This is a genomic window from Paenibacillus mesotrionivorans, from assembly GCF_046098205.1.
Lineage (GTDB): Bacteria > Bacillota > Bacilli > Paenibacillales > NBRC-103111 > Paenibacillus_AR > Paenibacillus_AR mesotrionivorans.
This window is the reverse complement of record NZ_JBJURJ010000016.1, coordinates 12499-35479: the sequence shown is the minus strand read 5'-3', so window position 1 is coordinate 35479 and position 22981 is coordinate 12499. Positions and strand designations below refer to the sequence as shown.

The window sequence follows — 22981 nt, the reverse complement described above, 5'->3', positions numbered from 1 at the left end:
GCTTCAGCCCGGAAAGCGGTTTTTCTTATTTCTTGGATCTGCCGGCAGATTCTTTTCTAAGCCCCTCCCCCTCAAGCCTGCCCCGCCACATGGGGATCATAGTCCGCCAGGATCAGCATGTCGATATGCCGGGCATGGCGCAGGAGATAATGGATGAAGGTTTCCTTGAACAGCGTCCGCCATAGGGGCTTCCGGGATTGCCCGATAATCAGCTGCGTGGCCCGCACCTCGTTCATCCGTGCCAGCAAATGCCGGTGAAGGAGCTTGCCGCTGCCCGCCTCTGCCGTTTCCATCGTCCCCCCCAGCCGTTCCGTCAGCTGGCGCAGTGTGTCCAGCTGCTTCCGCTGTTCCAGGGAGAGCTCCCCGGTGCAGTGGGCATAATGGACAAACCATTCTGCCTTTAACCGGTGGGCAATGCGGAAGCCGCGGCGGATGAGCCGTTCTGCCCGGGGCTCCAGGTCTACACAAACGAAGATAACCTCCTGCCTGCTCCATGGCCCCCGCAAAGCGGCATCCCGCTCCCAAGCCTCCAGCCGTTCGTCCACATCATCGGCAATTTCCCTTAGAGCCAGCTCCCGCAGGGCGATGAGGTTGCCAATTTTGAAGAAGGATTCCAGCGCCTGGCTGATTTTCTCCGCCGCATAAATTTTGCCCTCCTTCATCCGCTCCTGTAGCATCTGGGGCGTAATGTCGATGAGCTCCACCTCGTTGGCCATCTTCAGGATATAGTCCGGCACCGTCTCCCGGACCCGGACACCCGTCAATTGGGCCACCGCGTCGTTCAGGCTCTCCAGATGCTGCACATTCACCGTGGTAATCACTGAAATCCCGTTCTCCAGCAGCCGGATAATATCCTCGTACCGCTTCCGGGTGGCGACTCCCGGAATGTTGGTATGCGCCAGCTCATCCACCAGCACTAGCTCGGGGTGCCGTGCAAGGATGGCATCGGTATCCATCTCCTCCAGCTGGACTCCCTGGTAGCCTACCTTCGCCCGGGGGATAAGGGGCAGCACACCGATCTGCTCCAGAGTCTCCTTCCGTCCGTGGGTTTCCAGAAGCCCAATGACCACATCAATGCCCCGCCCCAAAAGCAGATTACCCTCCTGCAGCATTTTGTAGGTTTTCCCGACACCAGGCGCAGCCCCGATATATACCTTGAAGGTGCCGTGGCGGATCGAATCCACCCGGTTCTGGATTTCCTGGGTGGTCAGCCGGTGGAAGCCAGGGGGCTTCTTGGACGTTGCCGACTTCACGGGCAGGATCCGCTCCCCTTCCTCCCTCGCCCGGTCAGCCATCAGGAACACATCGATATTGCGGGTTTTCCGCAGCACCCGGTTGGCAATGGAGCCCTGCCACTTTTCCTGCCAGCGGCTTTTTTGGGAATGGCCCATAACAATCCGCGTCACATTGTTTTCAGTGGCATACCGGACTAGAGCAGAGGGCAGGGCGCGTACACCGGGTAGAGGTAATTCCTCGAACCGGGCATCCACCCGCTTCACCAGCTTGCTGATGGATTGCCGGAATGCCTGCTGCTCCTTGGACAGCTTCCTCCCATCCAACACAAAGCTGACTACCAGCAGATCGCCCCCCAGCCTTTTGGCGATTTGCTGCCCCCTGCGGATATGCAGGGAGCCGTTCCAATGATACTGTGCTGAAACCAGAATCCGTTCCGTTGCCCCGGACGGGCCGATAAGGCCCTGCTCCTCCCTGTGCTTTTCCAGCGAATCGTTGACACCCTCCGCCACCAGGCGCAGGGCCACCTCCCGCAGCACCCCCAGATTGCCTCTGCGGGATAAGGCCGGATGCGCCTTGTCCCCCAGAATGCCGTCCTCCATCCGCTTCAGAATGGTTTCCGGGGATACGTCGATCAGCCGGATCTCGTCGGCCAGCTCCAGGGTGTTCATGGGAACCGTTTCGTCGGCCTTGATTCCCGTCAGCCGGAAAATCTCCTCACCCACACCCGCCAATTCATATACGTTGATGGTGGTAATCACACTGATGCCTTTGTCCATCAGATAGCGGATATCCTCCAGCCGGGTGGGGAAAAACGCCCCTTCCCGGTTGCGGTGGGCCAGCCCATCCACCAGCAGCACCTCTGGGTTGCGCTCCACCAGGACATCCAGCGGAAGATCCTTCTGCTCCTGTCCATCCTTCCACCAGTGAATGCTGGGCACCCGATCCAGCGCCTCCAGCTGCTGAACCGTCTCCGCACGCTGCATGGTAGAGACGGCACTGTATACCACATCGATGCCTTGCTTTTGCAGCAGCCTGCCTTCCTGCAGCATGTGATAGGTTTTGCCGGAGCCGCTGACAGGTCCGATCAGGATTTTCAGCCTGCCCCGGTGCAGGCGGTAGATGGAATCGAGAATTTCCTCCGGGGTCTTCCGCTTGTAGGGCGCCATCGGCTTAGCCTCCCATCCGGCGTTCCTGCACCTCAGCCAGCGAATCCAGAAACTGCTCCAGAAGCCGGTTAAACAGCTCCGGCTGGCACAGATTCCCCGGGGGGAGCGAATCCGGAAGCAGCTCCAGCCGCGCATGGGACAGCATAGCAGCCAACTGCTTCATATACAGCATATTCGGGCCGGAGTCTGCTGAAGCCAGACAAAGGACAGGCTGGCCGATTTTCTTCAGCTCCTCCCCGTAATCCACACCGGTCATCGCCAGTCTCTGCATATACAGCTCACCCGGCCGTTTCTCAAGCAAGCTGCTGCGGATCACACGGTATGCCTGCTCCCAACGCCGGTAAGACAGCCGGACAGAGGGCATAATCCAATCGCTTGGCGCGTAATAGGTCAGACAGCTGCAATAAGCGGCTGCCGTTTGCAGGGACCGGACCACAGCCGACGGATCATCCCGGTAGAAGCTGTCCGCCACCACCAGCGCTTTCACCCGATTAGGGTACGAATAGGCAATATGCTGGGCCAGCAATCCGCCATAGGAAACTCCGACGAATACCACATCCCGCAGATGAAGCTGGTTCAAGAGCATGATCAAATCGGCGCATTGGGTCTCAATGATCTCCTGCCGCGGCTCTGTGAGCTTGCCGGATTTTCCGTTTCCCCGCAGATCACATGAGATGACCTTGTACCGTCCCTTAAAAAAATCTATCTGGGGCTTGAACATGGCATGAGTCATTCCATGGCTGTGAATAAACACAACAGGCATCCCTCTGCCCTCGATTTCATAATAAATGGATGTGCCGTTCACATTGGCGACAGGCAAGTTAACGACCTCCCAACTCCAGCAATTCCAAGTTCAGCTTCAATACATTGACGCGGGGCTCCCCGAACAGCCCCAAATCGCGGCTTTCCGTATGGGAGGTTACCAAATGATCCAACTGCTCTTGGGAAATACCGGTTAAGGCGCTGATTCTCGGAATTTGAACCCTGGCGGATGCCGGTGTAATATGCGGGTCCAGCCCGGAGCCCGAATTGGTCACCAGATCGATGGGCAGCGTGCTAACGGCAACGTCAGGGTTGGCTGTTTTCCATTGTTCGATGGAATCCCTTGTCCGCTGCAGCATATCCGGATTGGAGGGCCCGTAGTTGTTGGAGCCGGAGGCTTCAGCTTTATATTCAATGCTGGAGACACGGCTTTGGAACAAGGCCGGATTCTCAAATTGCTGGCCGATCAGCTCGGAGCCCACAACCTGGCCTGCGCTGTTGCTCACCAGGCTGCCGTTTGCCCGTCCAGGCATTAAGACCTGGGCAAGCCCTGTCGAGGCCAACGGATATATCAAACCGCACAGAATAATAAATACGGCGCTCAGTCTTACCACTATGAACAAAAATGCCGATTTGGATACCGGATTATGGCTGATAACATCCGCCTTTGCATTTCCCATTGTTGTCATCCTCTCCCCTAAACTCCTTATTCCTACATCCAGATGTTGACGAACAGATCAATAAGCTTAATCCCGATAAACGGAACCAGAATGCCGCCCAATCCATACACGAAAATGTTGCGGCGGAGCAGTTTCACAGAGCTCATCGGCTTATAGGACACTCCCCGCATGGCTAACGGGATCAGCAGCGGAATAATGATGGCATTAAACACCAGCGCCGACAAAATCGCCGAGCTCGGGGAACCCAAACCCATCACATTCAGAGCATTGATCTCCGGAATCGCCAGGGTGAACATTGCGGGGATGATGGCAAAATATTTGGCAATATCGTTCGCAATACTGAAGGTGGTCAGTGCGCCGCGGGTCATCAGCAGCTGCTTGCCGATAGCTACCACTTCAATGATTTTGGATGGATCGGAATCCAGATCCACCATATTAGCCGCTTCCTTGGCGGCGGTGGTGCCGCTGTTCATGGCCAAGCCCACATCCGCTTGCGCCAGTGCCGGGGCATCGTTGGTCCCGTCGCCGGTCATAGCCACCAGCTTGCCTTCTTTTTGCTCCCGGCGGATCACCTCAATCTTGTCCTCCGGCGTGCTTTCGGCAATAAATTCATCCACACCCGCCTCCGCGGCAATGGTGGCTGCCGTCAAAGGATTGTCGCCTGTACACATAATGGTCTTAATACCCATCCGGCGCAGCTCGTCAAACCGTTCCTTCATCCCCGGCTTTACCGTATCCTTCAGATAAATCAACCCGTATATGCGGTCATTCACCGCCACCGCAAGAGGGGTGCCGCCCTTGCCGGCGATGCCGTTGGACTTTGGGTCCAGATCGGCGGGGATAATGCCGCCCTGGGATAATACCCAACGCTTCACAGAGTCGACGGCGCCCTTGCGGACCATCCGCCCATCTGTCAAGTCCATGCCGCTCATGCGGGTTTCCGCACGGAATTCAATGAAATCTCCGCCTTCCGCCAAGGTGCTGTCATACGGGTGCCCCAACTTTTTCACCAGTTCAATGACCGATCGCCCTTCCGGTGTTTCATCCAGGCCGGAGCTGACGGCGGCCCATCTGGCCACATCGGCTTCCGTTTCCTTGCCTACAGGCACAAATTCGCTTGCCATCCGGTTGCCAAAGGTGATCGTACCTGTTTTGTCCAGGATCATCGTGTTGATATCCCCTGCCGCCTCCACCGCTTTGCCCGACATGGCCAGCACGTTGAACCGGGTAACCCGGTCCATACCCGCAATACCGATGGCGGAGAGCAGCCCTCCAATGGTGGTGGGTATCAGACATACCAGCAGTGCGATCAGCACGGGAATTTCCAGGTCCACTTGCAGATAAGCTGCTATGGGGCGCAAGGTGACCACCACAATGAGGAAGATGATGGTCAGGCTGATAAGCAGCGTGGACAAGGCGATTTCATTGGGTGTTTTTTGCCGTTTGGCCCCTTCCACCAGAGAGATCATCCGGTCCAGGAAGGATTCCCCGGGGTCACTGGTGATTCTGACCTTAATCTGGTCACTGACCACCCTTGTACCGCCGGTGACGGAGTTGAAATCCCCGCCCGCCTCCTTAATGACGGGAGCCGATTCTCCGGTGATGGCTGATTCGTCAACTGAAGCAAGGCCTTCTATCACCTCTCCGTCGCCGGGGATCATTTCCCCTTGGCGTACAATAACAATATCCCCTTTGCGGAGCTCGGCGGAGGCAACCGTCTTTATGGCATCCCCTACCAGCTTGTTGGCCGAGATGTCCTGCTTGGTCCGTTTCAGCGTATCCGCCTGGGCTTTTCCCCGACCCTCCGCCAGCGCTTCGGCAAAATTAGCAAACAACACCGTAAACAGCAGAATGATAAAAACCGCCACATTAAAGCCTCTGGAAGCCTCCGCCCCGAATAATCCCGGCGCCAGAACCATCAGCAGCACCATAAAGGTGCCGATTTCCACTACAAACATAACCGGGTTCTTCATTAAGGTCAGGGGATTCAGCTTCACAAAGCTATCCTTCACCGCACTGCGGATAATTGGTCCTGTCAACAGCTTTTTCCTCGGTACCGTACTCATGGATGTTCTCCCTCTCTCTTAGGCTTAGCCTAACGTCAGATATTCGGCAACCGGTCCCAGCACGATCACCGGCAGGAAGGTCAATGCCCCGATAATAAGCACCGTTCCGATCAGGATCCCGGTAAACAGCCCGTTGTCGGTACGGAAGGTACCGATGGTTTCCGGCACCGGCTGCTTGCGGAGCAGGGATCCGGCCACCGCCAGCATGGCGATGATGGAAACATAACGTCCCAGCAGCATTACAAGCCCCGTGGTGATGTTCCAGAAGGGGGTATTATCCGCCAGCCCCTCAAAGCCGGAGCCGTTGTTGGCTGCAGCGGAGGTGAATTCATACAGCACCTGGGACAGCCCGTGATAACCTGGATTGGTAATAGAGCCCTGACCCAGATCCGTCAGGAAGGACAATGCTGTAGGCGCCAGGATAATAAACGGATGGACCAGTATGGCGATGGCGATCAGCTTCATTTCCCGGGCTTCAATTTTGCGTCCCAGGAATTCCGGAGTCCTGCCCACCATCAGGCCGCAAAGGAAAACTGCCAGAATGGCGTACATCAGCATATTGATCAGCCCCACACCTTTGCCGCCGAACACATTATTCAGCATCATCAGCGCAAGGGGAGTAATGCTACCCAGAGGAGTTTGGGTATCATGCATATTGTTCACACTGCCTGTTGTGGCAGCCGTGGTGACGGTTGTGAACAGAGAGGACTGCGGAATGCCGAAGCGCACCTCCTTGCCCTCCATACTGCCCTGCGACGCGTCAATCCCCATGGCATTGATAGCCGGGTTACCCTGGCTTTCCGCATAGAAATTCAGCGACAGCAGCACAATGAACAGCGTCATCATCGCAGCGAAAATCCCCCAGCCCTGGCGTCTGTTATTGGCAAACCGCCCGTACATGTAGGGAAGCGCCGCCGGCAGCATCCACATGGACAAAATCTCGATTACATTGGTCAGAGGAGACGGATTCTCGAAGGGGTGAGCTGCATTGGCTCCAAAAAAACCACCACCGTTGGTTCCCAGATGTTTGATGGATTCCAAAGAGGCTACCGGGCCGATGGCAATCTGCTGGGTGGTTCCCTCGAGAGTGGTGACCTGTAGCGTCGGCTTCAGCGTTTGCGGCACTTGAAGTGCTACAAGGATAAGGGTTACAACCAGAGCCAGCGGGAGAAATACCCGGACATGGGCCTTCACGAAATCCTCGAAGAAGTTGCCCAAATTCGGTCTTCCGGTTATCCCTCTCACAAAAGCCACCGCCACCGAAAAACCGCTGGCTGCAGAGGTAAACATCATCATCGTGATCACAGCCATTTGGGATAAATAAGTAAGGCCTGATTCTCCGCTGTAATGCTGGAGATTCGTATTGGTGATGAAGCTGATGACCGTGTTGAAGCTCAGGGTTTCCTCCATACCCCCTGCTCCGTTGGGATTCACGGGAAGCGCCCCCTGCAGCCGCAGGATAAGATACCCGAAGGCGACCAGTACCAGATTGGTTGCCAGAAAGCTGACCGCATATTTCTTCCAGGACATCCCCTCGCGGCTGCGCAAACCAACCAGCCTGTAAATTCCCCGCTCAACCCCGCCGAAAATCCGGTCCGTACCGTTGGCTTCGTTCGAAAACACATGATATAAATAAGTCCCTACCGGCTTCACCAGAAGCACGAGAATGGCAATGACTGCAATGATTTGTACTACGCCCACAACAAGCCCTCCCACATATTTACTTTAGAATTTCTCCGGGTGAATCAATGCATAAACCAGATAAAGAAACAGAAAGAGTGTGGCAATCAGCACCAAGGTCATGGCTCTTCCCTCCCCTTACCGTCCACCAGCGCTTCACACCAGCTGGAGAAGGCGTAAAACAAGCCGAATACCGCAGCCAATACAGCCGCCATATATACATCCATCATAGGGTTTGCTCCTTTTGTTTGATCTTCAACAAGCGTACCATTTCTCTCATTAATGAAGGATTAGGATATGCCGACAAGAATTAAGATCGCATTAAGATTCCTCCCAGAATCCTCATTCCTCCCGGTTCCGCTGTTCGTAAAGCTCCTCTGCCGTCAACCTGGACAGCTTTTTCCTGTCCATATAAAGCAAGCAGGCTTTGGCCGTGTTCAGCACAATCAGCCCCACACCGATAAACCCCGATACCCGCAGCAGCACATTCATTTTGGAAGTCTCCTCTCTTCGGTTCACATTATCTTGCTGCTTGTAAATCAGCTTAGCACTGTGGCCATAAGCATGGGGTTAGGGTTTGGCGCGGGGAATAAAGATGGCCTTAAGAATCACGAAACGCAAAAAAACCGCCACTCACGTGACGGTTTTGTGTATGGACTATGTTAGAGACTCATACATCCTCACTGACCTGCAGCATCCGGTAGCCGATACCGATATGGGTCTGAATCAGCTTCTGGGACGAACCGCTTTCAATTTTCTTGCGGAGTGTCGCCATAAAAACCCGCAGGGCGGGCACATCATACGGGTGGCTCCCCCAAATCTCATGCAGGATATAGTTATGGGTCAGCACCTTCCCCACATTTTTGGCCAACAGGCATAGCAGCTTATATTCGCTGGGGGTCAGATGAATTTCCTCGCCGCCCAGGTACACCACTCCTGCCGCATAATCAATCCGCAGATTCCCGTTGTTGAAGCTGGAGGCATCCTTCTGCAGCTTATCCCGGTCAAACTGAATACGCCGCAGACTCACCCGCAGCCGGGCAAGCAGCTCCTCCACACTGAAGGGTTTGGTCAGATAGTCGTCCGCTCCGGCATCAAGGGCTTCAATCTTATCCCGGTCCTCACTGCGCGCACTCACGACAATAATGGGCAGATTGGACCAGCTCCGCACCTTCCGGATGATCTCCACCCCGTCCATATCCGGCAGACCCAGGTCGAGAATCATCAGATCCGGCTGCCGCGACACCGCCTCCATAATCGTCATTTCCCCCGTAGACGCCTCCAGGTACTTGTAGCCTTGGGTCTCCAGTGTGGTTGTGATCAGCTTGCTGATGGGTCTGTCATCCTCCACCACCAGAATAACAGGCTTATTCATAGACACTCACCTCCGCAGCCGGCAGGGTAAAATAAAATACGCTTCCCTTCGGCCAATTATCCTGAACGCCGATCATGCCGTCATGGGCATGAATAATGGATTTGCACAGGGATAAGCCCAGACCCAACCCCCTGCGGCTGTCCCCGCGTTTGATCTCCGCCGTATAGAACATATCGAATAAACGGGCTTTGGCCCCATCCGGAATACCCGGCCCGTCATCCGCTACCTGGAGCCGGATCATCTGCTCCTCCCGTTTGGCGGAAATCCGGATCAGGGAGCCGTCCTGAGTGTACTTTACCGCATTATCGATGAGATTGATCAGCACCTGCACAATCAGCCTGGAATCCATCCGGGCCATAAGCAGCTCATCCTCCAGATCAACCTGTATCCGGTGCTCCTCCTTTTTCTTGGACACATGCTGCAGAGCCTCCGCAATCACATCCTCAATCAGCTCGCCCTGAAAGTTCAAATTGAGGGTTCCGTTTTCAATCCGGGTTATGGACAGGAGGTTCTCCACCAGATGGATCAGCCAAATGGAGTCATCGTAAATATCGGTATACAGACTTCTTTTCTGCTCCTCGTTCAAAACCTGGGAATTGCCGATGAGAATGCCCGCATTGCCCGAAATACTGGTTAAGGGGGTCCGCAGGTCATGGGAAATGCCGCGCAATAAATTGGCCCGCAGCTGCTCCTGCTGAATCTGCAAGGAGATTTCCTGCTGCTGCTCATTCAGCCGTGTTTTCTCCAGCGCTAATCCGCATTCACCCAGCATGGCGATCATAAGGCTCTTTTCGAATACCTCAATAGGCTGCCCCTCATCCAGCACCACGGCCACCACCGCAAAAACCGTCTCCCCGCCGCGTACAGCCAGATACATGCAGCGGGCACCGGAGAAGGTATCCGTTGTTGCCCCTGCCCGTTTATTGTTTTTGTACACCCAGTCGGCTACAGCCCGTTCATTCTCGTCCGTGAACATAACCATGCTCTCCGGCGGCTCCTGGCCGGTAAACATCCTCGGCTGTGACAACCGCCCATCCTCCGCCGTATAAAAAATCACGGTCCGGTCCAGCAGCTTCACCAGCTGGCGGGCGGTCTCCTCGATAATGGCTGGAGCGTCCTGCGCCTGCTGCAGCTTGCGGCTGGTCTCCAGGAGCGCCTCCGTCCGGTATGCCTTCTGGGCGGCTTGCCTGGCCTGCTGCTTCACCCGCATAGTCAGGGTGCTGGTCAGGAAGGAGGCCCCCAGCATCAGGAAGAAGGTAACCAGATAGTTGGAGTCGTAAGCCCGGAAGGAATAACGGGGATCGGTGAAGAAAAAATCGAACACCAGCACACTCAGAACAGAGGCCGCGGCGCTGTAGATCCGCCCTTGCGTCATCGTCGCCAATAACAGAATGCCGACAATGTAGACGGTAATGATATTGGCTTCCCGGTAGCCCATCCGGTGAAACCAGAATCCGATCAGCGTGGATACGATTAAAACAGCAGCCGTTTTCCCTGCGTCAGCCAAGGACAGCCGGGGTGCCTTCAAATATAGAAATAACCTTTTGCGGACGGAAGCCTCCGGATAAGGAATAATATAGGTTTCCACATGAGGTGCAAGCGCAATAAGCTTATCCACCACGTTTCCTTTGGAAAAACCCCGTTTCTTGGCCGGTGATCGTCCCAGGACGATTTTGGATACGTGGCCGGTTCTGGCATACTCTGCTATTTGCGCAGGCACATCTTCCCCGTATACGGTTGCAATCTGCGCACCCAATTGCTCGGCGAGGCGCAGATTATCCCGAAGCTCCGTCTTATCCTTCCATGCCAGCTCGTTGGATTCCGAGGTCTCCACATACAACGCCGTGAACCGCGCATGGAACACCTCCGCCATCCTCGCCGCTGTCCGGATCACCTTCCTGTTGGAGGCTGCGGCGGACAAACAGACCAGAATATGGTCCTTAACCTCCGATTCCTCCCGGTTCCCCTGGATCCGAAGCCGTGCGGCGATCCGGCTTAATTGAGATGCCGTGATCCGAAGCGCAATTTCCCTAAGGTGGGTCAGAATTTTCTCGTCATATTCCCCATTTGGATACCGGGAAAGCAGTTCCTTCGGCTCAATGTCCACCAGCTCCACGAAATCCGCATTATCCAGCACATTGTCGGGAATCCTCCTGGTTTCCGGAAAACCGTCCGTGAATGGGACCATATCGGTCAAGCTTTCCAGCTGCTGCACATTCAAGGTGGTATACACATCCATGCCCGCCCGGAGCAGCTCCTCCACGTCCTGGTAGCGCTTCTTATGCCTGCATCCCGGAGGATTGACATAGGCCAGATCATCCAGCAGGATGATATCCGGTTTGATGGCAAGGGCCCGGTCCAGGTCGAAGATCTCTTGATTGTCTGCCCCTCTTGAAGAGGCTCCCGGCGGCAGAAACTCGATGTTTTCCAGAAGGGTTAGAATCTCCCTACTGTTTTGTTGCTGAACAGAGCCAACCAGCACCCTTTTTCCTGCTTTATGCTCCTGGTTGCCAGCTTTCACCATCGCCAATGTCTTGCCTGCGCCCGGAGAATAACTCAGGAAGACTTTTAACGATCCCCGCCGTTTGGGAGTGGGATTATGATTTCGCCCGTTCACGCCGACACCATCAACTTGTTTGGCAGCCATGTGGGTTTCCCTGCTTCCTTCGTGTCTCCCCCCCAACCCCGGTTACGTCGAAGGCTGGAGGTTTTTTGTAAGTATATCATGTACAAAATCAGCTTCGCATTACAACTTTTGCTCCAGTATTAAGATTGCATTAAGATGGCTCTGCATTTAACCTATTACCTTAACCGCTTCTCCGCTGCATACAGCTGCCCGCAGGCCGCATCAATGTCCGACCCGAATTGGGTCCGAACCGAAGCATGAATACCTTTGGATGTCAGCATGGTAAGAAACCTATTGACCCGATCCGCCTCCGCTTGCCGGTAGCTGCTTCCGATGGCCTCCGACCGGTTAAAGGGAATCAGAGTAACATGATAAAGCTGCCCCTTCTTTACCCTATCCCGGAGTAAATGAGCGAGAGCTTTGGCATGCTCCTTGGAATCATTAATGCCATGAAGAAGAATATAGGCAATATACACCTTTCTTCCCGTGAGCCTGATGTGGCGGTCGAGGGCATCCATAACCTCCTGCAGCGGATACCTTTCATTAATGGGCATCAAGCTGCTGCGTTCCTCGTCAAAAGGTGAATGAAGCGAAAAGGTCACATTAACCTGCGGGAATTCCTCTGTTAATCTGGCTATCCCCGGCAAAAGGCCAATGGTGGATACGGTCAGTCTTCTCAGCCCCAAAGCGAACAGCCGCGGATCAGTCAGCTGCTTCAACGCTTCGAACAGATTGGGATTGGCTAATGCTTCCCCCATACCCATAAAGGCGACACTGTCTAAGGAATGTCCCTCAAGATGAAAATACAGCAGCTGATCGGTTATTTCATCGGCGGTCAGGTTCCGTTTGAACCCGATGCTCCCGGTGGCGCAAAACCGGCACGCGAAGCCGCATCCGCACTGGGAGGAGATGCAGTATGAGTCCCAGCCCCGCTTGTAGCTGAGCCTTACTGCCTCAATATGTTCACCCCCAGGGAGAGCAAACAGCAGCTTGCTCACCTGCCGGGAGAGCTTTTCCTGGGCAGGCTTAATCCCGAGGATGGTTTCACCCAGCTCTTGGATCAAAACGGTCCTCAGGGATTGCGGCAGCATGGTCATCCGGTCGAAGTCCCCGATACGGTGCCGGAATACGGCATCCGTAATTTGCTTAAAGCGGTAAGCTGGCTCTTTCAAACCGGACAATATATGTTGGATGGCTTCATATTTGGATATAGGCTGCATTTGTTTTTCTCCTTATCCAGCCCCGGAGAAAAACCCAAGAGAACCGGCCAGAACCGGTTCTCTTGGCATTCGGCCTTTTCCTGCTATCCGCTAAGCGGCATAATGGTTTATCATTCGCTGCTCATTCAATCGCCGACAGTCAGGTGAGGCTCCGGCGGCTGTGTATTGTAAATCGTGAACCGTCAACAGCAGCGGTGTCGGACAGCTCACATGATCATCTACAGCAACGATCTTCTCCTTCATTTCATACATCCTCCTCTATTCAACCAAATTTGCTAAAGAGTTACCGTTTTGGTAGCAATATTCTCCACAAACTCACGGTCATGCTCCACGAACAAAATGGTGGGCTGATGCTCCAGCAGCAGCTCCTCGATCTGCATCCGGGAAACCACATCAATAAAATTCAACGGTTCATCCCAGATATGCAGATGGACCTGTTCACACAAGCTTTTGGCGATCAATACCTTCTTCTTTTGGCCACCGCTGAAGGCGGACATATCCTTTTCGAACTGGAGCCGCGAGAAGTCCAGCTTCCGCAAAATAGCCTTGAAGAGGCTTTCGTCAATGCCATGCTCCACCGCATAATCCGTTAGATTGCCCCGCAGATGGGAGGTATCCTGGGAAACATATGAGATTTTCAGTTGGCTGCCGATCCGGCAGGTGCCCGAGTAACGGATATCCGCTCCACAAATGAGCTTGATAATACTGGATTTTCCCGAGCCATTTTTACCCGTTAAGGAAATGCGGTCCCCCTGCTCAATCGTAAACCCGACACCCTCACATACTGTTTTGTCCCCATAATAAATTGACACATTCTCCAGCTCCACCAGTTGGTTCTTATGGTACGGCAGCTGTGCAATCTTCAGGCTTTCAGCGGATTCGATGTTCTTCAGCAGCTTGGATTTTTCGTCTATGGCGCTGTGCTGGCGCTGCTCCATGGATTTGGAGCGTTTCATCATCTTGGCCGCCTTGTGCCCCACATAACCCTTGTCGACCTTCGAGCCGGAATTACGTGTGCCGTTCTTCGTCTTCTCCACCTCATCTGACCAGTGACTGGTCCGTTTGGCGGCTTCCGACAGACGTTTGATGTCTTTTTTCAGCTTATCGTTTTCCGCCAGCTCGAAATTATCCTGCCGCTCCTTGTTTTCCCACCACTCCGAGAAATTTCCCTTCTGGATCTCAATATTGGTTTTGTTGATGGACAGGATGTGATCCACACAATTGTCCAAAAACGCCCGGTCATGGGAAACCAAGATAAAGCCGCTTTTGCCGCGGAGATAATCACTGACCAGCTTACGGCCCGCCATATCCAGATGGTTGGTGGGTTCATCAATCAGCAGGAAGCGGTTTTCCTTCAGGAATAAAGCCGCCAGCAGCACCTTGGTCTGTTCCCCGTTGGATAAGGAATCGAAGGGACGGTATAAGGTGTCCTCCCCGATCTTCAGGAGCGTCAGCTCCCGCATCAGCTCCCAATGGACATAATCCGGATAGATCGCTTCGATCACATCCAGCGTATTGTTCTCCGGGTGGGGAACCGGGAACGGGAAGTATTCGAAGCCCACATTGGCCGAAATATGGCCGCGGTATTCGTATTTGCCCAGCAGCAGGTTCAGGAAAGTGGTTTTTCCTCTGCCATTGCGGCCTGTAAAGCCCAGCTTCCAGTCCGTATCGATCTGAAAGCTCACATCCTCAAAAATATTGTCATAGCTGCCGTCATACCCAAAGGTCAGATCGGTCACCCGAATCATAGACATACGCATAACCTCCACAAAAAAAATATGAGCTGCAAGAAGAACTTCTTCTCACAGCTCATACCTATACGCCAAACCATACCCGCACCGCGGCATATGGAAGAGGTTATATGGTCGTGAGTGAAAAGAAGAAGAAGTAACCTTCTTGCAGAAAGAACGTACGCAATAAAACAAGCGGCAACATCCGCATGCTGTTTTAAAGGCATTCCATCTGAGCAAGAACATTACTTCCGCATCTTTTCACTTCCAATCGATTTGTTAGTTGTACTATACCATAGCCTTTGGGAAATCTCAATTGGCAGTCCGGAAGTAATAAATCAATGATCTTCACATAGTTTTTTATAGTAGAAAGGGTCAAAGGAGGCAAACCACGGACAATGCCCAATCTTGACGAATCAAACGAAGAACATTTTTACCATTTTGGGACCTCCACAGCGATAAATGAAGATGGGATTTGGGAGCACCCGGAGCAAATTTCCATCGGCAATTCCGTTTTTTTGGAACGCGGCTACCACATGAAGGTCCAAGAAATGGAGAATTGTACCTCCCCCAAAATTATCATTGGAGAAAACTGCTGGTGCAACCGGTATTTCCGGATAACCGCCGCCAATCGTGTGGAACTGAAAAAGAATGTTCTGATCGGACCCCATGTAACCTTGACGGACATCATGGATGACGGGGGGACTGGCCGGATTGAATTGGGGGAAAGCTGCTGGCTGGGAGCCAATGTTGTCGTTAAGGGAAATGTGCGGATCGGCAAAGGAAGCGTAGTTGGCGCCCACAGCGCGGTGCTCCAGGATATCCCCGATTATTGTGTCGCCACTGGCAATCCCGCGGTTATCTCGCGGATTTATGATACTGTAAGCGGAGAATGGGTGCGTGTGAAGGAGTTGGATAAACTGAATCAGGTGCTGGCCAATAGACGCAGGCAGCCGCTGCTGTCCATTTGCCTGTCACCCTTCCAACATCCCGCGGCTCTGGAGCAATGCCTAGAATCCATTTATGATCAAATAGACGCTTGTGAGCTGTTTGAGATCTGTGTAGCCGAAGGTGAGGCCAATCCGGAGAGCAGAGTTTTGCTTGATCGGTTTCAAAAGCAATATGCTAATTTGACGTGTATATCCATAACGAACTCACCGGCTCCCCCTATAGTTCACCTCATGAATCAGGCAAAAGGCGCTTTTATTATGCCTCTATTTCGGCCATGCCGATTCGAACCGGATAGACTCATTCCATTCTTGAATGTCATTCATCACCACCGAACATGCTCCTTCATTTGGATCAATGGAAATCCACAATCCCCTCTTACACCCGTTCCGGTGACCCAGCAAATGCAGGGGTTTGAAGCCTTTGCGGTAGCCCTCTCCCGGTTTGGTGCGAAGTCCGCTTCCCTTGTATTGGAACGGACCTCATGGCAGAGATTGCAACCGCTTGATCCTTCCCAGGAGCAGGATGTTTCTCTTATCCCTTGGGTCCGGATTCTGCTCAATCTGAACCACAACTTCTGTTTGTATGACGGCTCTGCGTCCACCGGGGCCATATAGTCCATTTAGTCCAAAATCGACAAAAAAACAGGCAAGGACGGGAAAGCGCGTCCTTGCCTTTTGGGTTTGATTATTGAAGACGGAGGATTTGGATGTTGTAGTTGCTGAAGTACAAGGATTCGGCGTCATCATTGTCAAACCCTAATGATATTGTAGTGCCGGCAGGAACATTCGCCAATATAGCTCCACCAGAGAACGAAACTAATGTATCGACTAGAGTTGTGACAGATTCACTGCCGGGAATAGGAACTGTAGGTGCTGAGTTGAAATATCTTAAACTTATTGTTGTTGTCCCGGATCCATTGGGTTGACCGTTGAGGAAATAAGTGACAAGATAAGTTCCCCCTGCTGGCAGGGTAAAAGTATTGTTTCCTGTTAGGGTTATTCCTCCGCTTTGTTGGCCCTGAGTAGCGAAGGGAAGATTGTTAATTTCAACTTGCTCACCGGGATTTCCTCCAATTGCTGAAATAAACTCAAGGGCAAAAGCAGTTCCTGTTATGCCTGTCACACCTGTTACACCCGTGACACCTGTTACCCCTGTTTCACCCGTAACACCCGTTAATCCAGTCAAACCGGTTACTCCAGTTACACCGGTTACACCGGTTACGCCGGTTTCTCCTGTGGCGCCAGTTACACCTGTTTCTCCGGTAGGCCCCGTTTCACCGATGTCGCCGGTAACCCCAGTGGGACCTGTTACACCCGTCACACCAGTTTCGCCAGTGGGACCCGTTTCACCCGTCACACCGGTTTCACCCGTCACACCGGTTTCACCAGTGACTCCTGTTACGCCTGTTTCCCCGGTCACACCGGTTTCACCAGTCACACCGGTTTCCCCGGTTACACCTGTTTCGCCAGTCGCACCGGTGTCACCTGTTTCTCCTGTCGGACCGGTCAATCCTGTAGGGCCCGTTATTCCAGGCGTGCCCGTTTCTCCGGTTGGCCCTTGAATTCCTTGTGCACCAATAGGGCCGGGAGGCCCCCCTGGAGGGCCAGTCTGACCAGTTGGACCTGTAGGACCGAGCAAAGCAGTGGCGTTAAGAACGGTTTCCAGCTTGTTCGTAAGAATCCATTCTTTCTTAACAATGTCCCGCAGTGTATTCCGGACACTTTCGTTCACAGCAAGAACGTCGCTAATGGTTGCATCAGGCGCATCCACACCGGGAAGAGTCCCGAGAATATATTGCAGCTTTTCCCCTTCTGCATTAATAATATGACTGAGGCCCAATTCCTCCATTGCAATAGAGGACAGCAGCAAATTTACCGCATCGTCACGTGTGACTGTGATGCTTGGTGTAATATTGGGCATATTCGCTTGCGACATTCTCTCATCTCCTGTCTGGTTTTTCGTTGGATTGTATCTTCTAATCCAGCCTTACAATAATAATTTTGGCATTTGCATCTGTAATTTCTGCTGAAGCATTCCGTAAAGCAAGTCGGTTTGGATCTGTATTTGTCAAACGGAATATACTTCCACCTTTAACCAAATTAATACCTGCTTCAAGTCCTCCAATAGCAATACCTGCTGGAAGAGTAGTAGTTGTGCCATTTAAAGCAAGAGCTACCTCTAAAGTATTGCCTGCTGTGGTGGTAGCTTCAACCCAATAAAGGACAAGATATGCAGAGCCTACTCCGGGAGCGGACTCCGTATACGCTAATTCAAAATCCAAATTTCCCGCGTTATATACAACTCCTCCAAACTCATAAACAACCGTTGTAAATGGGATATCATCCCCAGTCGCTAGTGTTACTGGTGCTGTTGCCGGCAAGTACCTATTCGCCACATCAGGCGGGGGGCTTCCTGTAATACCCGTAACTCCGGTTACTCCGGTTATTCCAGTTACTCCTGTTTCACCTGTAACGCCCGTCACACCAGTAACACCGGTTACTCCCGTTTCACCCGTAACACCTGTTTCCCCGGTTAAACCAGTGACTCCTGTCAGACCGGTCACGCCAGTTTCACCGGTAGCCCCGGCTGTTAATCCGGTTTGCCCTGTCGGGCCAGTTGATCCTGTAATACCAGTAGCACCCGTTGGACCGGTAACCTCACTTGTTGCACCCGTAACACCCGTAACCCCTGTTTCTCCTGTCGGTCCCGTAGGTCCCGTAGCGCCAGTTAATCCGGTAAGCCCGGTCACACCGGTTTCACCGGTTACTCCTGTTTCACCTGTTACTCCTGTTTCACCTGTTAATCCGAGAATTCCAGTAAAGCCTGTGGGACCCGTCGGACCGGTGTCGCCGGTATCGCCTTGTTCCCCAGCCTCCCCCATCTCACCTGTCAGCCCACGTGGTCCAATTAATGGCCCCGTCGGACCTGTCGGCCCCGTCGGACCATAATCCACCGGAGCTGCGAAGATACTTTCAAGCTGATTAATCATTATCCATTCACTCTTCGCACTTTCCCGCAGGACATCCCGTACGCTGTCGCCTACTTCGAAAATATTAGTAAGATTTACAACAGGTGCGTCTACGCCTGGCAAGGTGCCTAGCGCATACTGCATCTTTTCCCCTTCAGCATTAATAATATGACTAAGCCCCAATTCTTCCATGGCAATTGAAGCTAATAGCATGTTTACTGCTTCCGCTCGTGTTAAGGTAATGACGGGAGTAATATTAGGAATATTGGACTGAGACAAGCAGCCTCGCTCCTTTCTTAAATGGAATAACATATTATATGGCCCCCTTCTATTTCGGTTTGGGCTAATACCACGTTGTATTAGGGATTTTTCAAAATCTTTGAAAACAACAAAAAAAAGCTGCCGGATTCGGCAGCTCAAATTGATTTTGCTCTTTTTTTTGTTAATTTAATGAAATGAAGGTAATTCTAGCTGTTTTAACTCCATTCATGAGTCCTGGGAAGTCACTTGTGATTCGGGTCCCTTCATATAGTACGGCCAATTGGAAAGTAGTGTCATTATACGAAAAATGCATATCCATACCCTCTAAAACAATGGCGTCAAGCGAAGCAGCACCAGGTACCTGTGAAGAGTATCTGGGAGTTCCATTCTTAATTAATTCAATGACTGGTGCAAAATCTGGACCAGATTGAACACAAGCCTGGAACAGAATTAAATAGTGATGGCCCGCTTTCAACGTAAATGTAGTATTTCCGTCATATGTGATCTGATCACCAAAGCCATTAATTAATATAAAGTCTCCGATCGGGTAATCAGGATGAGTCGCCACTTCATCAACGATTTGGCTGCTGTATTGCGCAAAGCTGTAACTCATGCTGCCGGTTGCTCCAGTGGCTCCACTTGAGCCACTAGCCCCGGTTACTCCCGTTTCTCCAGTTGCTCCGGTTACTCCGGTTGCTCCCGTAGATCCAGTAACTCCCGTTGCTCCAGTAACTCCGGTTGTTCCAGTAACTCCGGTTGCTCCGGTTGTTCCAGTAACTCCGGTTGCTCCAGTAGTTCCAGTAGCTCCGGTTGCTCCACGAGGGCCAACGGATCCATTGTTTCCTTCGTTGCCCTGTGGTCCTTCTGGTCCCATTGGTCCTTCTGGTCCTGTGTCGCCTTTGTCTCCAGTAGTCCCAGTAGTCCCAGTAGCTCCGGTAGATCCGGTCGGACCTGTTGGTCCTGTGGCACCTGTAGAGCCAGTAGCAGCTGTTACACTGCCAGTATCTCCGGTTGGACCTTTGTTGCCAGTCTCACCTAGTGCTCCTGTAGCTCCGGTAATCCCAGTAGCACCTGTTTCACCTGTAACGCCCGCGACTCCAGTTTCACCCGTTACGCCGGTGACGCCTGTTTCACCCGTGATACCGGTGACACCTGTTTCGCCCGTTTCACCCGTTATACCGGTGACGCCAGTTTCACCCGTTACGCCAGTGACACCTGTTTCACCCGTTACGCCCGTGACCCCAGTTTCGCCCGTGATACCCGTGATGCCAGTTTCACCTGTAATACCCGTGACGCCTGTTTCACCTGTGACACCTGTTTCGCCCGTTACACCCGTGACTCCAGTTTCACCCGTTATACCAGTAACGCCAGTTTCACCTGTAATACCCGTGACGCCTGTTATACCCGTAACACCAGTTTCGCCCGTTACACCGGTGACGCCAGTTTCACCCGTTACACCCGTGATGCCAGTTTCACCCGTTATACCGGTGACGCCAGTTTGACCCGTTATACCGGTGACGCCCGTTTCACCTGTGATACCAGTGACGCCAGTGACGCCTGTTTCACCAGTTATGCCAGTGACCCCAGTTTCACCTGTGATACCCGTGATGCCAGTTTCGCCTGTGATACCCGTGACGCCAGTTTCACCTGTGATACCAGTGACGCCAGTTTCACCCGTTACACCAGTGACCCCAGTTTCACCCGTTACACCCGTGACGCCTGTTTCACCCGTTACGCCAGTGACCCCAGTTTCACCTGTGATACCGGTGACGCCAGTTTCACCCGTTATACCAGTGACGCCAGTTTCACCTGTAATACCCGTGACGCCTGTTTCGCCTGTTATACCCGTAACACCAGTTTCACCTGTTACACCAGTCTCACCCGTTATACCGGTGACGCCAGTTTCACCCGTGATACCTGTAACGCCCGTTTCACCCGTGACGCCAGTGACCCCAGTTTCGCCTGTTACGCCGGTGACCCCAGTTTCACCCGTTACACCCGTGACGCCCGTTTCACCCGTGATACCGGTGACCCCGGTTTCGCCTGTGATACCCGTAACACCAGTTTCACCCGTTATACCGGTGACGCCAGTTTCACCCGTGACGCCGGTGACCCCAGTTTCACCCGTTATACCGGTGACGCCAGTTTCACCTGTGATACCCGTGACGCCTGTTTCACCCGTTACTCCAGTGACACCTGTTTCGCCCGTTATACCAGTGACGCCTGTTTCACCTGTGATACCAGTGACGCCTGTTTCGCCTGTTACGCCGGTGACTCCAGTTTCACCCGTGACGCCGGTTACGCCTGTTTCACCTGTAATACCAGTGACCCCAGTTTCGCCCGTTACGCCGGTGACCCCAGTTTCACCCGTTACACCCGTGACACCTGTTTCGCCCGTTATACCAGTGACGCCTGTTTCACCTGTTATGCCAGTGACGCCAGTTTCACCCGTGATACCCGTAACACCAGTTTCGCCTGTGATACCTGTGACGCCCGTTTCACCTGTGATACCTGTGACACCTGTTTCACCTGTAATACCCGTAACACCAGTTTCACCCGTGATACCCGTAACACCAGTTTCACCTGTAATACCCGTGACGCCAGTTTCGCCTGTAATACCGGTGACGCCAGTTTCTCCTGTTATACCGGTGACGCCCGTTTCACCAGTTTCACCTGTTACGCCAGTGACCCCAGTTTCACCCGTTACACCCGTGACGCCCGTTTCACCCGTGATACCGGTGACCCCGGTTTCGCCTGTGATACCCGTAACACCAGTTTCACCCGTTACGCCGGTGATCCCAGTTTCACCTGTGATACCAGTGACCCCTGTTTCACCCGTTACACCAGTGACGCCTGTTTCACCCGTTACCCCAGTGGCGCCCGTTTCACCTGTAATACCCGTAACCCCAGTTTCACCCGTGATACCTGTAACGCCCGTTTCACCCGTGACGCCAGTGACCCCAGTTTCGCCTGTTACGCCGGTGACGCCAGTTTCACCCGTTATGCCAGTTTCACCTGTTACGCCGGTGACCCCAGTTTCACCCGTTACACCCGTGATACCTGTGACCCCGGTTTCGCCTGTGATACCCGTTTCACCTGTGATACCAGTGACCCCAGTTTCACCCGTTACGCCTGTTTCACCCGTGATACCTGTGACGCCTGTTTCACCCGTTATGCCGGTGACACCAGTTTCACCCGTTACACCCGTAACACCAGTTTCGCCCGTTACACCGGTGACACCAGTCTCACCCGTTATACCGGTGACGCCAGTTTCACCCGTTATACCGGTGACGCCAGTTTCACCCGTTATACCGGTGACCCCAGTTTCACCCGTTACACCCGTGACGCCTGTTTCGCCCGTTACGCCGGTGACTCCAGTTTCACCTGTTACGCCGGTGACTCCAGTTTCACCTGTTACGCCAGTTTCACCCGTGACGCCAGTGATCCCAGTTTCACCCGTTATACCGGTGACCCCAGTTTCACCCGTGACGCCGGTGACTCCAGTTTCACCTGTTACGCCAGTTTCACCCGTGACGCCAGTGACCCCAGTTTCACCCGTTATACCGGTGACCCCAGTTTCACCTGTTACGCCGGTGACCCCAGTTTCACCCGTTATACCGGTGACTCCAGTTTCGCCCGTTATACCGGTGACGCCTGTTTCACCCGTTATACCGGTGACGCCTGTTTCACCTGTGATACCCGTGACACCTGTTTCGCCCGTTATACCAGTGACGCCTGTTTCACCTGTGATACCAGTGACGCCTGTTTCACCTGTGATACCAGTGACGCCTGTTTCGCCTGTTACGCCGGTGACTCCAGTTTCACCTGTTACGCCGGTGACTCCAGTTTCACCCGTTATACCTGTGACGCCAGTTTCGCCCGTTATACCAGTGACGCCAGTTTCGCCCGTTATACCAGTGACGCCTGTTTCACCTGTGATACCAGTGACGCCTGTTTCGCCCGTTATACCAGTGACGCCTGTTTCTCCTGTAATACCCGTAACTCCAGTTACACCCGTGGCACCTGTTGCTCCTGTAGGGCCGGTTCTACCAGTAGGCCCTCTATCGCCTGGGTCGCCTTTGTCTCCTGACAGCCCCGTTGGTCCTGTTGGTCCTGTTGCTCCTGTTGGCCCTGTTGGCCCTGTGATCATGATCTCACCTCCGAATTTTTCATTATACCCATGTCACTATTTCTGTCTTTGTGGCATGTCATCAATGAGCCGCGGATCTTTTTAAACTTGTTTGCCTAGAATCTTTTTAT

Annotated in this window: 16 protein-coding genes; 1 reads left to right on the top strand and 15 read right to left on the bottom strand. The window is 53.2% G+C overall.

The features are described from left to right. Positions 1 to 71 precede the first annotated feature (71 nt). The 12 genes from ACI1P1_RS22130 to ACI1P1_RS22075 all read right to left on the bottom strand — a co-directional run bounded on the left by ACI1P1_RS22130 (position 72) and on the right by ACI1P1_RS22075 (position 14565). Positions 72 to 2402: a histidine kinase gene (locus tag ACI1P1_RS22130; RefSeq protein WP_416218624.1), complete on the bottom strand. Its 2331-nt coding sequence runs from the start codon at positions 2400 to 2402 to the stop codon at positions 72 to 74. Between the two features lie 4 nt (positions 2403 to 2406). Beyond that, the gene (locus ACI1P1_RS22125) at positions 2407 to 3222 is read right to left on the bottom strand and encodes an alpha/beta fold hydrolase (protein WP_416218623.1); all 816 of its coding nucleotides are present in this window, start codon (positions 3220 to 3222) and stop codon (positions 2407 to 2409) included. 1 nt (position 3223) lies between these two features. Then, positions 3224 to 3844, bottom strand: a complete 621-nt coding sequence (gene kdpC / locus ACI1P1_RS22120) for a potassium-transporting ATPase subunit KdpC (protein WP_416218622.1) — start codon at positions 3842 to 3844, stop codon at positions 3224 to 3226. A 32-nt stretch (positions 3845 to 3876) separates the two neighbouring features. Then, positions 3877 to 5910: a potassium-transporting ATPase subunit KdpB gene (kdpB, locus tag ACI1P1_RS22115; RefSeq protein WP_416218621.1), complete on the bottom strand. Its 2034-nt coding sequence runs from the start codon at positions 5908 to 5910 to the stop codon at positions 3877 to 3879. Between the two features lie 24 nt (positions 5911 to 5934). Continuing rightward, positions 5935 to 7611: a potassium-transporting ATPase subunit KdpA gene (kdpA, locus tag ACI1P1_RS22110; RefSeq protein WP_416218620.1), complete on the bottom strand. Its 1677-nt coding sequence runs from the start codon at positions 7609 to 7611 to the stop codon at positions 5935 to 5937. Positions 7612 to 7635: 24 nt separating this feature from the next. Continuing rightward, on the bottom strand, positions 7636 to 7713 hold the full coding sequence (gene kdpF, locus ACI1P1_RS22105) for a K(+)-transporting ATPase subunit F (RefSeq protein WP_416218762.1): 78 nt from the start codon (positions 7711 to 7713) through the stop codon (positions 7636 to 7638). A gap of 219 nt (positions 7714 to 7932) precedes the next feature. Then, the gene (locus ACI1P1_RS22100) at positions 7933 to 8082 is read right to left on the bottom strand and encodes a hypothetical protein (RefSeq protein WP_416218619.1); all 150 of its coding nucleotides are present in this window, start codon (positions 8080 to 8082) and stop codon (positions 7933 to 7935) included. Positions 8083 to 8260: 178 nt separating this feature from the next. Next, positions 8261 to 8965, bottom strand: coding sequence for a response regulator (locus ACI1P1_RS22095; RefSeq protein WP_416218618.1), 705 nt, complete (start codon positions 8963 to 8965; stop codon positions 8261 to 8263). Then, the gene (locus ACI1P1_RS22090; protein ID WP_416218617.1) at positions 8958 to 11612 is read right to left on the bottom strand and encodes a DUF4118 domain-containing protein; all 2655 of its coding nucleotides are present in this window, start codon (positions 11610 to 11612) and stop codon (positions 8958 to 8960) included. Before ACI1P1_RS22090 ends, ACI1P1_RS22095 begins: the two co-directional genes overlap by 8 nt. Positions 11613 to 11767: 155 nt before the next feature. After that, on the bottom strand, positions 11768 to 12811 hold the full coding sequence (locus ACI1P1_RS22085; protein WP_416218616.1) for a Cfr family 23S rRNA (adenine(2503)-C(8))-methyltransferase: 1044 nt from the start codon (positions 12809 to 12811) through the stop codon (positions 11768 to 11770). Between the two features lie 90 nt (positions 12812 to 12901). Beyond that, on the bottom strand, positions 12902 to 13054 hold the full coding sequence (locus ACI1P1_RS22080; RefSeq protein ID WP_416218615.1) for a hypothetical protein: 153 nt from the start codon (positions 13052 to 13054) through the stop codon (positions 12902 to 12904). Between the two features lie 32 nt (positions 13055 to 13086). Beyond that, entirely contained in the window at positions 13087 to 14565 is a 1479-nt protein-coding gene (locus ACI1P1_RS22075) for an Lsa family ABC-F type ribosomal protection protein (RefSeq protein ID WP_416218614.1), read from the bottom strand. Between the two features lie 374 nt (positions 14566 to 14939). Between ACI1P1_RS22075 and ACI1P1_RS22070 the strand changes: the two genes are divergently transcribed. Then, positions 14940 to 16106, top strand: a complete 1167-nt coding sequence (locus ACI1P1_RS22070; RefSeq protein WP_416218613.1) for a hypothetical protein — start codon at positions 14940 to 14942, stop codon at positions 16104 to 16106. A gap of 70 nt (positions 16107 to 16176) precedes the next feature. Here ACI1P1_RS22070 and ACI1P1_RS22065 read toward each other — a convergent pair whose 3' ends face one another. The 3 genes from ACI1P1_RS22065 to ACI1P1_RS22055 all read right to left on the bottom strand — a co-directional run bounded on the left by ACI1P1_RS22065 (position 16177) and on the right by ACI1P1_RS22055 (position 22871). Beyond that, the gene (locus ACI1P1_RS22065) at positions 16177 to 17427 is read right to left on the bottom strand and encodes a collagen-like domain-containing protein (RefSeq protein WP_416218612.1); all 1251 of its coding nucleotides are present in this window, start codon (positions 17425 to 17427) and stop codon (positions 16177 to 16179) included. Positions 17428 to 17467: 40 nt separating this feature from the next. Beyond that, positions 17468 to 18739, bottom strand: coding sequence for a hypothetical protein (locus ACI1P1_RS22060; RefSeq protein WP_416218611.1), 1272 nt, complete (start codon positions 18737 to 18739; stop codon positions 17468 to 17470). A 163-nt stretch (positions 18740 to 18902) separates the two neighbouring features. Then, on the bottom strand, positions 18903 to 22871 hold the full coding sequence (locus ACI1P1_RS22055) for a beta strand repeat-containing protein (RefSeq protein ID WP_416218610.1): 3969 nt from the start codon (positions 22869 to 22871) through the stop codon (positions 18903 to 18905). Positions 22872 to 22981 lie beyond the last annotated feature (110 nt).